The organism is Mesorhizobium sp. NPDC059054, from assembly GCF_042739215.1.
GTDB lineage: Bacteria > Pseudomonadota > Alphaproteobacteria > Rhizobiales > Rhizobiaceae > Mesorhizobium.
The window spans coordinates 529,714-543,978 of the sequence record NZ_JBHYHV010000001.1; the positions used below are offsets into that span (position 1 = coordinate 529,714).

Below are 14,265 nucleotides of genomic sequence, written 5' to 3' on the forward strand. Positions count from 1 at the left end.
ATCGATTCCAGTACCTCACCCTGTCGGCGCTTCTAATATCGGACGCATCGCTTTGGCCTCGCGTCGAGCAAATTTTATTCTTTGGTCGCGATGATAAATTCCGAAAGCGACTGCTACAACGAGCTGCATAATTGTCGGGAGTAAGAGAAACATGTCGTAGAAGACGGAGAAAACGAGCCCTTGGAATACCACGCAATAGGCTAACATTGCCCAGATGATGTGCTTTTTTGTGTAGATGAAAACCATCGACGCAAAAAACAGTATGCAGCATCCGAAGATAAAGCCACCAAATGTTCCAAAGTCGGAAACAATACCGGCGTACATGGTCGATACATTCAAATTCGCATCGGCAAATGCGAGATTGTCTGCCTGCCGAGTCATTCCCATAAGGTTCCAGATAAAGGAAGGAATGAGTTTTGAGAAGGTATTCTGGAACTGCCAAAGTGGTTCAAGGTTATCGGCGTTGAAGAATATATTGTTCAGCCCCGAAGTGACGTAGATGTAGACCCACAAAAAACCCGCTGGAACGGCCTTGAAAAACCACCGCCATTTCTCATCGATCAAATAATCAAAAGGATTGCTGGTTCCGCGTATATTTCCGATGACGCCGAAGAGGATGATGTTGGCCATCGCGATCAGTGCGACGATGATGATCGTTCGGACATTCACCACGCGGATCAGAAGCAATATGCCCAGGCACTGAATTACCACGCTGAGAAAAATCCCGCGTCCGAGCATCATGATCGGCCAGAGAAGGAAAAGGAAGAAAAGATTCCGATGCTTTTTTTCGCCCTGCAATTGCCAAACAAGGAAATAGGCACTCATCATCTGCAGATAGAGCGCATTCATAATGCCGTGGAACGACGGAATGCCAAAATCGGTGTAGTTGCGTCCGGCGGCGTTCTCCGTCAGGGCCCACTGCAGAGGCAAACCTCCCGACGCTACAATCTCAAACAGGGAACCAACAATCCAGATCAGGCGTAACTTGCTGACGAACTGGTCAAGGAGAACAAGATCAGCAGAAGTGATTGGCTGATTGTGCCGTGGGACTACTCTATGTAGAATCACGGCCAAAAGGAGGATGAAGGTCATGTTCCCGCCGATCATCCAAAGCGCCGCTGGTGCCATGGGCACCAACTGCGTTGTCATCTGAAGGCTGATCAGCCCCAAGGTTATTCCCCAAACACCGCAAAAGACAAATGCCGGCGTTACTAGAATAGACGGGCCGGCAATAGTGTGGATGTGTCGGGACGAAACCGTGGCCCGTGTTAGGCTTAATCTAATTTTGCGTCTCATGGCACTTCATGTTCCAGCCGCGCCGTTTTTCTCAACTGATATAGCCCTTGAAGTCCAAAACACATCGCCAATAGCGTGCCTAGCACGGCGCCAGCAACCTCGAATTCGGCTGATAGAGCAAAGATTCCGATTGCTGCCACGGCCAGCAGGACGAAGCGTGTGTGGACCTGGCGTGTCCAGGCAAAACCGATGCTGTGTCTCGCTATGAGGAAAACAGTGGGCAGATAGAATAGATAAAGAGCCAGAAAACCTACGCCTGTACCGATTGGGCCAAGAAGGGGCAAATCAATCCAGACGACTCCGACAAAAACAATCGCAGCACCCGCCTCTGCCAACAAGAACGCGCGATTCAGGCCAGACGCGAGCAATACAAACGCGAGCGGCCAGCTCAAGACTTTGAGCAGATCGCCAAGAATCTGCCATCGCAGTATTTCAGCCGCTTGCCCGAATTCAGCAGTGTAAAGCAGCGAAATCACTGTAGGTGCCAGTCCCATCAGAAGCAGCAGGATCGGCCCAACCAGGATCAGAGCGACTTCGGTTTGGTCGTTCACCAGTTGTGTCGCTGCGGAATGGTCGCGTATTGTGCCGCTCAGCCGTGGAAAGTAGTCGGTTGCCATCGCGCTCAGGACAAAGCCGATATACGTCATCGAGATCATCCAAGAGGCTTCGAACAGCCCCAATGCCTCGATTCCCAACTGCTGTTGTACAATGCCACGAACCATTAACTGCCCGATCAGCGTCGCTATCCCGCCGATCATCAGTGGTGTCCCGAGGCGCGCCAGATTTAATACGCCGCGGAGCAGTTGAGGTGTGGGTATTGGTGCGGCATGACGTTTGGGGATGCGGCTGGTTAGCACAAATCCCACTGCAAAATTCGCCAGCGGCAAGCTTATGACGAACAAGACCATCCCGGCGTTGCCCCAGATCAGCAGGGCCACTGTTCCCAAGCAAGTTGCCAGAATGCTCGTGGCAACTTTGAGCAGGGCGAGGAATGGAATCTGCCGAAGACCATTGAGCAACGCAACTTGGCCTGTGGCGGCCACCGACAGCGCGAGGCCGAAGGCCACGCAACCGACTTCGTTTTCCCATCGACGGTCGCCGAGAATCAACTCGGATAGAGGTTGGCGCAGTACTGCAAAGAGGACGCCGCCGACAATACCCATTGCAGCAAGCCCCCAGAAGAGCAAGGATCTGGTGCGATCCACTTCTGTTAGCGAGCCCTCGGCAGTCGCCGCGGCGATGTTGCGTGTGCCAATGGTATCCATGCCCAGGCCGGCCATGATCGAGCCGGTATTCATCAGATTTTGAAGCAGGCCGATCAACCCAACGCCTGCTGGCCCCAGCAGCACTGCGGCAATCTTGATCCGAAGCATCCCGAAAAGGATGTGCAAGATTGAGGCGATGCCCATGATGGCCGATGCGCGCAAAATCGCTCGGTAGGATTTGGCTTTCTCCATCTAGCGCAGCCCATCGACTAGTGGTGAGGGGCGCATCGGTCCGCTGACCAATGCCATCAACTCTTCGGGACCGTTGCCGCCAGCGTGAGTAGGTAGTTGCCATATGCGTTCTTTGCCAGCCGCTCACCCATTGCCTTTAGCTGCGCCCTATCGATCCAGCCATTGGCGAAGGCTATTTCCTCTGGGCATCCAGTCTGCAATCCCTGACGTTCCTGCAGCGTGCGAACAAAGTTGCCTGCGTCCAACAAGCTTGCATGAGTCCCTGTATCTAACCAAGCGAAGCCGCGGCCCATGCGTTGCACACTGAGTTTGTCCTCTAACAGATACATTTCGAGCAGGCTCGTGATCTCCAATTCGCCACGAGGCGAGGGTTTTACATTATGCGCTCGAGCAGGAGCAGTGCCGTCCAGGAAGTAGAGGCCGGTTACCGCATAGTTAGAGGGGGGGGCTGCTGGCTTCTCGACGATCTCAGTGACGCGCCCCTTTGAATCCATCCCGACCACACCATAGCGCTCCGGATCAGAAACCTGGTAACCGAAGACTGTGGCTGCCCAATTGCTTTTGTCAGCCTCAACCAATAGGTCCGTCAGGCCGTGCCCGAAGAAGATATTGTCTCCAAGCACCATGGCGGAAGGCGCTCGATTGAGGAAATCTTCAGCGAGGATGTAAGCTTGCGCCAACCCGTCAGGTGACGGCTGCACAATCCAGGTGAATTTGAGACCCCACTGATCGCCGTTGCCGAGCACGCGCCTGAACTGGTCTTGATCCTGCGGGGTGGTTATGATCGCAATCTCATGGATGCCTGCTAGCATCAACACGGAAAGCGGATAGTAGATCATAGGCTTGTCGTAGATAGGCATCAGTTGCTTGGAGACACCTACGGTGATTGGATGGAGGCGGGTACCTGACCCTCCAGCCAAAATGATCCCCTTGCGCTTGCTGTCCCGTCTATCTGTCATTTCCGGTTGTCCTTCAGGTCGGCCAGCACCTCTGCAAGGCCCGTTTGCCAGTCCGGTGGAGAAATTGAAAAGTCGGCACGCAGTTGGCTGCAATCAAGCCGGGAATTCAGCGGTCGTCGCGCCGGTGTGGGATAGTCCGCCGTGTCGATGTCTTCCACCGTGACCGGCATTTCAGCCATTTCGAAGATGGTCCGAGAAAAGCCAGCCCAACTGATTTCGGGCTCTCCGCTGTAATGCTGTATGCCGCCAACCGCGCCACCGCGCATGGATTCGGCCAACTTCACGAGAGTTGCCGCAATGTCGGCGGCGGGCGTTGGTCCTCCGATCTGATCGGCAACAACTCTCAGCGAAGGGCGCTCTGCGCCCAGCCGCAGCATGGTCTTAACAAAGTTGGTTCCATGCGCCGAGAAAATCCACGAAGTGCGCAGAACAAGATGTCTGCCTTCCGCGCCCAACACAGCCTGTTCGCCGGCCAGTTTTGTGCGGCCATATGCACTCAACGGGGCGGTTTTGTCTGTCGGATTCCAGGGGCGGGTCCCTGTCCCATCGAAGACGTAATCACTGGATAGGTGCAAGAGCGGAATGCCAAGATCCGTACAGGTTTTCGCCATGACTTCGGGCGCCAGGCTGTTCACGACCATAGCGGCTTCTTCCTCGCTCTCGGCCTTGTCAACGGCTGTCCACGCGGCGGCGTTGATAACGGCGTCCGGCGAGGTTGCACGAATTGCTGCTCCGCAACTGCGGGGCACCTGTAAATCGACTTCGTCGCGACCCAGATAGATCGCATCCGGTGCAACACGTAAAAGTTCTCGCGCCACCTGTCCCGTTCGCCCGAAAACAAGCAGCTTCATGCTTTGATGCCCAACCGTTCGCCTACACCGGTCCGCGCTAATAGCGGACGCCACCATTGGTCGTTTTCCAAATACCACCGAACAGTGCGGCGAAGGCCCTCTTCCACCGAGATCCGGGGGCGCCAGCCCAACTCAACGCGAATTCGCGACGAGTCAATCGCATAACGTGCATCATGTCCGGGTCGATCGGCGACAAAAGTGATTTGCTCTGCGTAGGAACCCGACGTTTTAGGACGCTCTGCGTCAAGGATCTTGCAAATCGTCTTGACAATATCCAAGTTGGTCCGTTCGTTGGCACCGCCGATATTGTAGCTGCGCCCAACTTGCCCCTTGCTTACCACCAAAAGCAGTGCCTCTGCGTGGTCCTCGACGTAAAGCCAGTCCCGAATATTCGCGCCATTGCCATAAACCGGCAACGGCTTGCCTGCCAGGGCGTTAAGGATGATCACTGGAATTAGTTTTTCAGGGAAATGATAAGGGCCATAGTTGTTGCTGCAGTTGCTCAAAACGACCGGCAGTCCATAGGTTTCACCCCAGGCACGCACCAGATGGTCGGACGCCGCTTTGGATGCGGAATAGGGCGAGCGCGGATCATAGGGCGTATGTTCGGTAAACAGTACCGATGGATCGGAAGGCAGAGACCCGAAGACTTCGTCGGTTGAAATGTGGTGAAACCGAAATTCGGCAGGTCTACCCGCGTCCGTCCAATATCGCCGAGCAGATTCAAGCATGTTGTACGTACCAACAATATTTGTTTCGACAAACGTGCCCGGTCCGTCGATTGAACGATCAACATGGCTTTCTGCCGCCAAATGCATGACTGCATCGGGGCGCTGATTCTCGAAAATCCTATCTAACGCGGTACGATCGCGAATGTCGGCCTGCTCGAATGTATAGCGAGGAGAGTTCGAGACTGGGGTGAGATTATCCAAGCAAGCTGCATAAGTTAGCGCGTCAACATTGACTACCTCATGTCCGTCGCGAACCGCCTGGCGGACGACGGCGGACCCTATAAATCCGGCTCCGCCGGTAACGAGAAGCTTCATGCAGGGTTCCCATAAACAAATGGCGTTTCGAAAGCGGCAAATGGCCGTGCCTGAGCATCTTTATCCGATAGTATCGGGCTCATGCCTAAAAGTGGCCAATCAATACCGCAGCTGTCCCATCGAACACTCCCATCGCAGGCCGAATCATAATGGTCGGTGCACTTGTAGATGATTTCGGTATCGGGCTCCAAAGTCACGAACCCGTGCAATAGGCCTGGGGGGATCCATAGCTGGTGCCCATTTTCTAAACTCAGATCGATGCCGAACCATTGGCCAAACATGGGGCTGCCTTTGCGGACATCAACGACCGCATCGAACAGGCGGCCGCGACCGCATCGCACTAGCTTACCCTGAGCATGCGGTGGCGACTGGAAATGAAGTCCCCTCACAGTGCTTGGCTCATGAGAAAGGGAATGATTGTCCTGAACGAATTCGGGCAGGTTCAACCCCGCGGTTTCAAGAGCCCTTTTGTTCCAGCTTTCGCTGAACCACCCTCGCGAGTCACGAAACCGTCTAGGTATTATCAGCGCAAGCCCCGGAATGGGCAGCATTTCGATTTGCACTCCGGTTCTCCAGTCACCTCGATGTTCCAATCTCAAGTCCTCTATAGGCTGAAGAATGTGTGGCCTGCCAGAGCAAAGGCGCATACCTCGTTATCGTCTTGTGGTTTTCGAAGCTGGCGACTTATTCGCTCGGTATTGGCATCCAGTAGCGCATCGCTTAATGCCATGACGATGTTAAGCTATCTGTCCTTTCAGCGCCTGGGCAGGCAAAATAATCAATGATAGCGACTAAATGCCCCTATACTAGGGTAGATTCTACTGGAGTGATAATTTGGGTGCGAAGTGGTGGAGCATAAGTGGCGGGAGCAGTCCGGGGTATTTTGAAGGCCCCAACATTGCCTTGCGATTGATTCGTCGTGATGACGCTGAGTATGTCCATGAACTGCGCAGCAACCCGACTTACAACCTATACCTCTCCAAGGTGCATGGCACCGCCGAGGATCAGCGTCAGTGGATCGAGAATTATAAGGTTCGGGAGCGCGCTGGAACCGAATTCTATTATGTAATCGAGCGCCGTGACAGGGTTCGATGTGGGCTAGTAAGGCTTTACAATATCCATGCGAATGAATTTACCTGGGGTAGTTGGATACTTGATCACAATAAGCCTCGGAAAGCGGCCTTGGAAAGCGCTGTAATCTCCCTGGGTATCGGCTTCGAGCACTTGAGTAAATCCTTTGCGCATGTAGATGTAAATGTTGGTAATATTCGTGCGGAGGGATTCTATCGCCGATTCGGCATGCAGGAAGTCGGCGCTGATGATCGGGAGATCAATTTTCTCTATTCGCGGGAACGCTTTCGGGCCGATCTAGACAGCCATATGGCTGTGTTGGCAGAAGAGACCTCATAATGGCTGCAACGCTCACTATCGACGGCAAGGCCGTTGCTTCGGACACCGAGATCGAAGTTGGCGCTACGATCGACCCGCGTGTCATTTTCGCGGGACCGAATATTGTGATACGAAAAAACGCTCGTCTCGACGCGGCATCGGTCATTGGTGAAGGCGTAACCATTGGTCAAGGCGCTTGGGTGCGAGCAGGAGCCGTGGTGCTTCGTTCTGTACCTCCTAATGCCGTAGTGGAAGGAAACCCTGCGCAAGTAGTGGGATACGTAAACGGCAGTCTTGGCGATCCCCGTCCCGACCCTCGGCATATCGATATTCATACCTTCGACCATTTGGCGCGTCCGGCCCGTGTGCCGCTCGACGTAGGCGGAAGTGCTCTATACTTGATGCGGCGTATGAGTGATGCACGCGGAGCGCTTACGGTAGGCGAAGTCCCTACGGAGGTGCCGTTCACCCCCGCCCGCTATTTTGCTGTCTTCGATGTTCCGTCCGTTGAGTTGCGCGGAGAACACGCCCACAAGCTGTGCCAGCAATTTCTCATTTGTCTGCATGGTTCGTGCCGCGTATTGCTCGACGACGGTACCAAGCGCTGTGAAGTAACTCTGGATAGACCGGATATGGGGGTTTTTATGCCAGAGCTGATCTGGGGTACTCAATATCGCTACAGCTCGGATGCAGTGCTATTGGTTTTCGCATCCAGGCCTTACGAGGCGTCCGATTATCTGCGAACCTATGACGATTTCCTGACCGAATTGAAAGGCCGCAGGTATGACGATTCCTTTTCTTGATCTTGGCGTCGCGTATCGCGAGCTAAAAGATAGCATTGATGCTGCAATTGCGCGTGTGTTGGATAGCGGCTGGTATATCCTGGGACCTGAAGTTGAGGCCTTTGAGGCTGAATGGGCAGAGTTCTGTGGTGCCAGCCACGCCGTTGGTCTGGCCAATGGGCTAGATGCGTTGATATTGGCTCTACGAGCCTTAGATGTGGGACCTGGAGACGAGGTCATCGTCCCGTCGAACACATATATTGCGACTTGGCTGGCTGTGACTGCTGTTGGCGCACGCCCGATACCGGTGGAGCCTGATCCTGCAACTCAAAACATCGATCCTAGCAGGATTGAAGCCGCCATCACTTCGGCGACAAAAGTGCTGTTGCCGGTGCACCTCTATGGTCAACCTGCCGATATGGATCCTATATTGGCTCTTGCCCGCCAATACGGTCTGAAAGTAGTTGAGGATGCTGCTCAAGCGCACGGTGCGCGGTATCATGGCAGACGGATAGGGGCTCACGGCGACGTAGTGTGCTGGAGCTTCTATCCTGGAAAAAATCTCGGTGCGATGGGCGATGCTGGCGGCGTTACCACTAATTCCATGGAGATAGCCGAAAGAATACGGCTGCTGCGCAATTACGGAAGCAAAGTTAAGTACGTTAATGACGAACTTGGTTCGAATTCCCGTTTAGATCCAATTCAGGCCGCTGTTTTACGTGTCAAGTTGGCGCATCTTGACGCGTGGGCAGAACGAAGGAAGGCCGTTGCCGCCGCTTACAACACGGGTCTGGTCAGTGCAGGGTTAATTTTGCCCCACGTGCCGAATTGGGCCGACCCCGCATGGCATCTTTATGTTGTCCGCTCACGTAATCGCGATCAATTGGTAAGTAGGCTAAAAGATGATGGTATTGGGACCCTCATTCATTATCCGATTCCGCCACATCTGCAGGCGGCATATACTCATCTCGGTATCGGGAAAGGGCAACTACCTCTAGCAGAGCAATTAGCTGACGAGGTCGTCAGCTTGCCAATAGGCCCGCAGGTTACCGGCGATGATGTTCAACGTGTCATTGCGGCAGTAATCGCGGCTCAAGATTCGACTGCTTGAATACTTCAATAATGTCTTCTCGCCTTCACACGGCGGGCTGAATAAATTTATCTGCATACCTGTTGTGCATTGCTTTATCTGTGTCAGAAGTTGGAGCCTCAGGCAAAACAAGACACGATTTATTTGGGTGTTTGCTTTCATTTGGTGGTGTTTTTTAATAGTCGTTGTTCGACCTCTATCTGTAAGCTGATCAGCTGAACCGCAAGCGCTTTCTAAGGGCGGGGTTGCGGTTGGAAAATTCATCTCATTAGGAAGGGGCAAAGAGCCTTAGTGACGTTGGCGACAGCGGTTTCCATCGCTAGAAGATGGGAGGTTCTGCGGCCAACTAGGAGCCGTGACAGCTTATTCCGCCAAGGGCTGTCCGTTCTAATTTGTTCTCTGGCGGAACCGCGATGATAAGAGACTTCTGCAATGAGCATGGCATTGACCCACCTCCAGCGGTTGGAAGCCGAGTCCATCCATATCTTCCGTGAGGTTGCTGCCAATTTCTCCAAGCCGGTGATGCTCTATTCTGTCGGCAAGGATTCTTCGGTCCTCATGCATCTGGCGATGAAAGCCTTCTATCCGGCCAAGCCGCCATTCCCGTTCCTGCATGTCGACACCACCTGGAAGTTCCGCGAGATGATCGCCTTCCGCGATCAGATGGCAGAGAAGCTTGGCTTCGATCTCTTGGTGTACGTCAACGAGGACGGCGTGCGCGACAACATCAACCCATTCGATCATGGTTCGAATGTGCACACCCATGTCATGAAGACGGTGGGCCTGCGCCAGGCGCTCGATAAATATGGTTTCGATGCCGCTTTCGGCGGTGCCCGTCGCGACGAGGAGAAGTCGCGTGCCAAGGAACGCATCTTCTCCTTCCGCAATTCGAGCCATGCCTGGGATCCGAAAAACCAGCGACCGGAGATGTGGAATATCTACAATACCCGCATCGCCGCTGGCGAATCGATCCGCGTCTTTCCGCTCTCCAACTGGACCGAGCTCGATATCTGGCAGTACATTCTGCAGGAGGACATCCCGATCGTGCCGCTCTATTTCGCCAAGGAGCGACCGGTGGTCGAGCGCGACGGCATGTTGATCTTGAAGGACGACGACCGCATGAAATTGCGCTCCGATGAGATGGTCGAGAACCGGCTGGTGCGCTTCCGCACGTTGGGCTGCTACCCGCTCACCGGTGCCATCGAATCCAGCGCCGACACGCTGGAGGCTATCGTCGGCGAAATGCTGACAGCGCGTACATCCGAGCGGCAGGGGCGCCTCATCGATCGCGATGAAGCCGGCTCGATGGAAAAAAAGAAGCGCGAGGGGTATTTTTGAGAATGCGCCATGTTACGGCAAAGACCCTCGAGCCGAGCAACGAGGTGCGCGACTATCTGGCCGCGCAGGAGAAGAAGTCGCTGCTGCGCTTCCTCACCTGCGGTTCGGTCGACGACGGAAAATCGACGCTGATCGGCCGGCTGCTGTCCGACACCAAGCAGATCTTCGAGGACCAACTGGCAGCTCTCGAACGCGATTCCCGCAAGCACGGCACAACCGGCGAGGATGTCGATTTCGCATTGCTGGTCGATGGTCTCGAGGCAGAACGCGAGCAGGGCATCACCATCGACGTCGCTTACCGCTTCTTTGCAACGCCGAAGCGCAAGTTCATCGTCGCCGACACGCCGGGGCACGAGCAATACACCCGCAACATGGCGACCGGCGCTTCCACCGCCGATCTTGCCATTGTGCTGATAGATGCGCGCCAGGGCGTCCTGCGCCAGACAAGGCGCCATTCCATCATCGCTTCGCTTCTCGGCATCCGCCACATCGCGCTGGCCGTAAACAAGATCGATCTGGTTGGCTTCGACCGGGTTACCTTCGACCGCATCGTTGCCGAGTATCGGGATTTCGCGCGTGATCTCGGCTTTGAAAGCGTCGTGCCGATCCCGATGTCGGCGCGTTACGGCGACAATGTCTCGGTGCGTTCGGAGCGCCTGGCCTGGTATCAGGGCCCGACGCTGATCGAACATCTGGAAACCGTGCCGGTCGACAGCGCCTCAGTCGAACAGCCGTTCCGCTTCCCCGTGCAGTATGTGAACCGCCCGAACCTCGATTTCCGCGGCTTTGCCGGCACTGTCGCATCGGGGTCGGTGTCGCGTGGCGACGAGGTGGTGGTGGCGAAGTCCGGCCGCTCCGCGCACGTCAAACGCATTGTCTCCCATGGCGGCGATCTTCAGACGGCCGTTGCAGGCCAGGCGGTAACGCTTGTGCTGGACGAGGAAGTCGAGGTTTCGCGGGGCAATATGCTGGTGCAGCCAGATGCCCGCCCGCAGGTATCTGACCAGTTCGCCGCCAAGCTGGTGTGGTTCGATGAGCAGGCACTGTTGCCCGGCCGCTCCTATATCCTGCGCACGGAGACGGACGAGGCGAGCGCGACCATCACCGAACTGAAGCACCGTCTCAACATCAATGATTTCGCGGAGGAGGCGGCGAAGTCGCTGGAGATGAACGAGGTCGGTGTCGTCAACATTTCGACCCGCACGCCAGTCGCCTTCGATGCTTTTACGGAAAACCGTTCGACCGGCGCCTTCATCCTGATCGATCGCATCACCAATGCGACGGTTGGTGCCGGCATGATCCAGCATGCGCTGCGCCGCGCCGAGAACATCCACTGGCAGTCGCTCGACGTCGACAAGCGTGCGCGTGCCGACATGAAACATCAGCGGCCGGCTGTGTTCTGGTTCACCGGCCTTTCAGGCTCGGGCAAGTCGACGATCGCCAACCTGCTCGAAAGGAAGCTTGCCGCTACCGGTCGCCACACCTACCTGCTCGACGGCGACAATGTGCGCCATGGCCTCAACCGCGATCTCGGCTTCACCGATGCCGACCGCGTCGAGAATATCCGCCGCGTCGCCGAGGTGGCCAAGCTGATGGCGGATGCCGGCCTGATCGTGCTGGTCTCCTTCATTTCACCCTTCCGCGCAGAGCGGCGTTTGGCGCGAGAGCTGATGGCCGGTGGTGAATTCGTCGAAGTGTTCGTGGATACGCCGTTCGAGGAGTGCGCGCGCCGCGATCCGAAGGGCCTCTATGCACGGGCGTTGCGCGGCGAGATTAAGAATTTCACCGGTGTCGATTCTCCCTACGAGCCGCCGGAGAACCCGGAGATCCGTCTCCAAACGATCGGCAGAACGGTCGAAGAGATGGTGGATATTCTGGACGACTGGTTGGCCGAGCGCGACAAGGCCGAGACGCAGTACGAAAGCGGTGGCGGCATCTAGATGAGTGTCGCCCAGATCCCGGCGGATATGGCCGCTGATGCTGCAATGGTTGCCGTTTTCGAAAAGCTGTCATTGGCTGCCGGCAGCGCCATTATGCGTATCTTCCACGAAGGCTGCGCGGTCGATGCCAAGGCGGATGCCTCGCCGGTAACGGAAGCCGACCGGCAGGCTGAGCGGATCATCCTGGTTGGCCTTCGCGAAATCTATCCACATATCCCTTGCGTTGCCGAAGAGGAGGCCAGTGCAGGCATCCTGCCGGTAACTCTGGGTGAGGCCTTTTTCCTGATCGACCCGCTCGATGGCACGAAAGAATTCGTCAAACGTGGTAACGACTTCACCGTCAACATCGCGCTCGTGCGCCGCGGCGTGCCGGAAGTTGGGGTGGTCTTCGCGCCGTGTTCCGGAAAGCTTTATTCGGGGCGGCCAGGCAGGGCCGAAGCCGCGGACGTCGACGCCAATCTCGGCGTTGTCGCACGTCGGGCCATCACAACGCGTGCTGCAGCTTTACCGCTCGCCGTCGTCGCCAGCCGCTCGCATCGCACCGTGGAAACCGACGACTATATCGCGACGCTCGGACAGACGGAGATCGTCTCGATCGGCTCGTCATTGAAGTTCTGCCTGCTGGCGGAAGCCGTGGCTGACATTTATCCGCGTTTCGGCCGCACCATGGAGTGGGATACGGCAGCAGGCGACGCCGTATTGCGCGCCGCCGGCGGCGGCACCTCGACGCTTGATGGCGCGCCGCTCACCTATGGTAAGCGAAACCAGGCGCACGACGCCGATTTCGCCAATCCGTTCTTTATTGCCAGGGGCAGGTGAGGGACCTTTCCTTCTCCCCCGTTCACGGGGGAGAAGGTGCCCGAAGGGCGGATGAGGGGCAGACCAATCCGATAGCAAATAAAGGCGCGCCGCCCGTGACGCCTCACTTTCCCCGTTATAAGCGGGCGAGGGTAGGCTTACTCAGCCGCCTGCGCCGAGTTCGAGCCGATGTAGTTGCGGATCGTCTCGATGATGCGATCCTGGTCGACTTCGCTGAGATAGGGGTGCATCGGCAGGCACAGGATCCGATTGGGCAGGCCTTCCGACACTGCCAGACCCGTGGGTGTGCGCGGGAAGTGGCGATAGGCAACCTGCTCGTGCAGTGGCTTGACGTAGTAGATGACGGACGGAATGCCCTTTTCCTGCAGGTGCGCCTTCAGCCCATCGCGTTTCGGCGTCTCGATGGCATATTGCGCCCATGCCGAACGGGTGCCGTCGAGGTTGCGTGCCGCGGTGACGATATCGCCAAGGCCTTCGGCATAGCGCGTCGCCACTTTCTGGCGGGCGACCATCTCATCTTCCAGGATCGCCAGCTTCTCGATCAGGATCGCTGCCTGCAGTGTGTCGAGGCGCGAATTGATGCCGACATGGACGTTGTCGTACTGCGTCTCGCCCTTGCCATGGAAGGCGAAGGAACGTAGCTTTTCCGCAAGCGCCGCATCATTGGTGAACATCGCGCCACCGTCACCATAGCAGCCCAGCGGCTTCGCCGGGTAGAACGAGGTGCCGGCTACATGGCCGAAAGCGCCGCATTTGGCGTCGTTGGTGGTGCCGCCGATCGATTGGGCCGCGTCCTCGATAACCAGCAGGTTCTCGCGCTTGGCGATCGCCATGATGGCGTCGTAGTCGGCGGCAAGGCCGAACAGATCGACAGGGATGATCGCCCTCGGCTTCAGGCGACCCTCGGCCTTGACCATGGCGATGGCCGCTTCAAGGCTGTCGATATCGATGTTGTAGGTCTTGGCATCGACGTCGACGAAGATCGGCTCGGCCTTGGCCAAGGCTACAACTTCTGCGGTGGCGGCGAACGTGAAGCTTGGTACGAACACTGCATCACCGGGCCCGATGCCGGAAGCATAGAGCGGCAGCAGCAGCGCATCGGTGCCGTTGGCGCAAGCCACGACATGTTTGACACCGACATAGTCGGCCAGCTTGGCTTCGAATTCGGCCACCTGCGGTCCCAGGATATAGCGGCCTTCCTCGACGACGCGGTCCATGGCCGCTTTCAACCTGTCGTGGATGCGTGCGCGTTGCGCGCCTAGATCGATGAACTGCATGTTGGCCCCGAATTTTGCCTG

13 protein-coding genes are annotated in these 14,265 nt (G+C 56.4%); 6 read left to right on the forward strand and 7 right to left on the reverse strand.

The window, feature by feature from the left end; all coding sequences use genetic code 11:
- Positions 1–15: 15 nt before the first annotated feature.
- Genes ACFWXH_RS02550 through rfbC form a run of 6 tightly spaced genes read right to left on the reverse strand, consistent with a single transcriptional unit; the run spans position 16 to position 6,172 of the window.
- Positions 16–1,296 (reverse strand): O-antigen polymerase, encoded by a 1,281-nt coding sequence (locus ACFWXH_RS02550; protein ID WP_379117235.1) that lies wholly within the window; start codon positions 1,294–1,296, stop codon positions 16–18.
- Complete coding sequence (locus ACFWXH_RS02555; RefSeq protein WP_379117237.1) at positions 1,293–2,753, reverse strand: O-antigen translocase; 1,461 nt, start codon at positions 2,751–2,753, stop codon at positions 1,293–1,295. Before ACFWXH_RS02555 ends, ACFWXH_RS02550 begins: the two co-directional genes overlap by 4 nt.
- A 56-nt stretch (positions 2,754–2,809) precedes the next feature.
- The gene (gene rfbA, locus ACFWXH_RS02560; protein WP_379117239.1) at positions 2,810–3,712 is read right to left on the reverse strand and encodes a glucose-1-phosphate thymidylyltransferase RfbA; all 903 of its coding nucleotides are present in this window, start codon (positions 3,710–3,712) and stop codon (positions 2,810–2,812) included.
- Positions 3,709–4,563, reverse strand: a complete 855-nt coding sequence (rfbD, locus tag ACFWXH_RS02565) for a dTDP-4-dehydrorhamnose reductase (RefSeq protein ID WP_379117241.1) — start codon at positions 4,561–4,563, stop codon at positions 3,709–3,711. Before rfbD ends, rfbA begins: the two co-directional genes overlap by 4 nt.
- Positions 4,560–5,609: a dTDP-glucose 4,6-dehydratase gene (rfbB, locus tag ACFWXH_RS02570; protein WP_379117243.1), complete on the reverse strand. Its 1,050-nt coding sequence runs from the start codon at positions 5,607–5,609 to the stop codon at positions 4,560–4,562. Before rfbB ends, rfbD begins: the two co-directional genes overlap by 4 nt.
- Positions 5,606–6,172, reverse strand: coding sequence for a dTDP-4-dehydrorhamnose 3,5-epimerase (rfbC, locus tag ACFWXH_RS02575; protein ID WP_379117245.1), 567 nt, complete (start codon positions 6,170–6,172; stop codon positions 5,606–5,608). Before rfbC ends, rfbB begins: the two co-directional genes overlap by 4 nt.
- 271 nt (positions 6,173–6,443) lie before the next feature.
- Between rfbC and ACFWXH_RS02580 the strand changes: the two genes are divergently transcribed.
- The 6 genes from ACFWXH_RS02580 (at position 6,444) to cysQ (ending at position 12,967) form a co-directional block, all read left to right on the forward strand.
- Positions 6,444–7,019, forward strand: a complete 576-nt coding sequence (locus ACFWXH_RS02580; protein ID WP_379117247.1) for a GNAT family N-acetyltransferase — start codon at positions 6,444–6,446, stop codon at positions 7,017–7,019.
- A complete protein-coding gene (locus tag ACFWXH_RS02585) occupies positions 7,019–7,801 on the forward strand; it encodes a WxcM-like domain-containing protein (protein ID WP_379117249.1) in 783 nt (260 codons plus the stop codon). The genes ACFWXH_RS02580 and ACFWXH_RS02585 overlap by 1 nt, the downstream gene beginning before the upstream one ends.
- A complete protein-coding gene (locus ACFWXH_RS02590; protein ID WP_379117252.1) occupies positions 7,782–8,891 on the forward strand; it encodes a DegT/DnrJ/EryC1/StrS family aminotransferase in 1,110 nt (369 codons plus the stop codon). The genes ACFWXH_RS02585 and ACFWXH_RS02590 overlap by 20 nt, the downstream gene beginning before the upstream one ends.
- 411 nt (positions 8,892–9,302) lie before the next feature.
- Positions 9,303–10,208, forward strand: a complete 906-nt coding sequence (gene cysD, locus ACFWXH_RS02595; RefSeq protein WP_379117254.1) for a sulfate adenylyltransferase subunit CysD — start codon at positions 9,303–9,305, stop codon at positions 10,206–10,208.
- A gap of 2 nt (positions 10,209–10,210) precedes the next feature.
- On the forward strand, positions 10,211–12,148 hold the full coding sequence (cysN, locus tag ACFWXH_RS02600) for a sulfate adenylyltransferase subunit CysN (RefSeq protein ID WP_379117256.1): 1,938 nt from the start codon (positions 10,211–10,213) through the stop codon (positions 12,146–12,148).
- Positions 12,149–12,193: 45 nt separating this feature from the next.
- A complete protein-coding gene (cysQ, locus tag ACFWXH_RS02605; protein WP_379118924.1) occupies positions 12,194–12,967 on the forward strand; it encodes a 3'(2'),5'-bisphosphate nucleotidase CysQ in 774 nt (257 codons plus the stop codon).
- Positions 12,968–13,104: 137 nt separating this feature from the next.
- Here cysQ and ACFWXH_RS02610 read toward each other — a convergent pair whose 3' ends face one another.
- Positions 13,105–14,244, reverse strand: a complete 1,140-nt coding sequence (locus ACFWXH_RS02610) for a DegT/DnrJ/EryC1/StrS family aminotransferase (protein WP_379117258.1) — start codon at positions 14,242–14,244, stop codon at positions 13,105–13,107.
- Positions 14,245–14,265 lie beyond the last annotated feature (21 nt).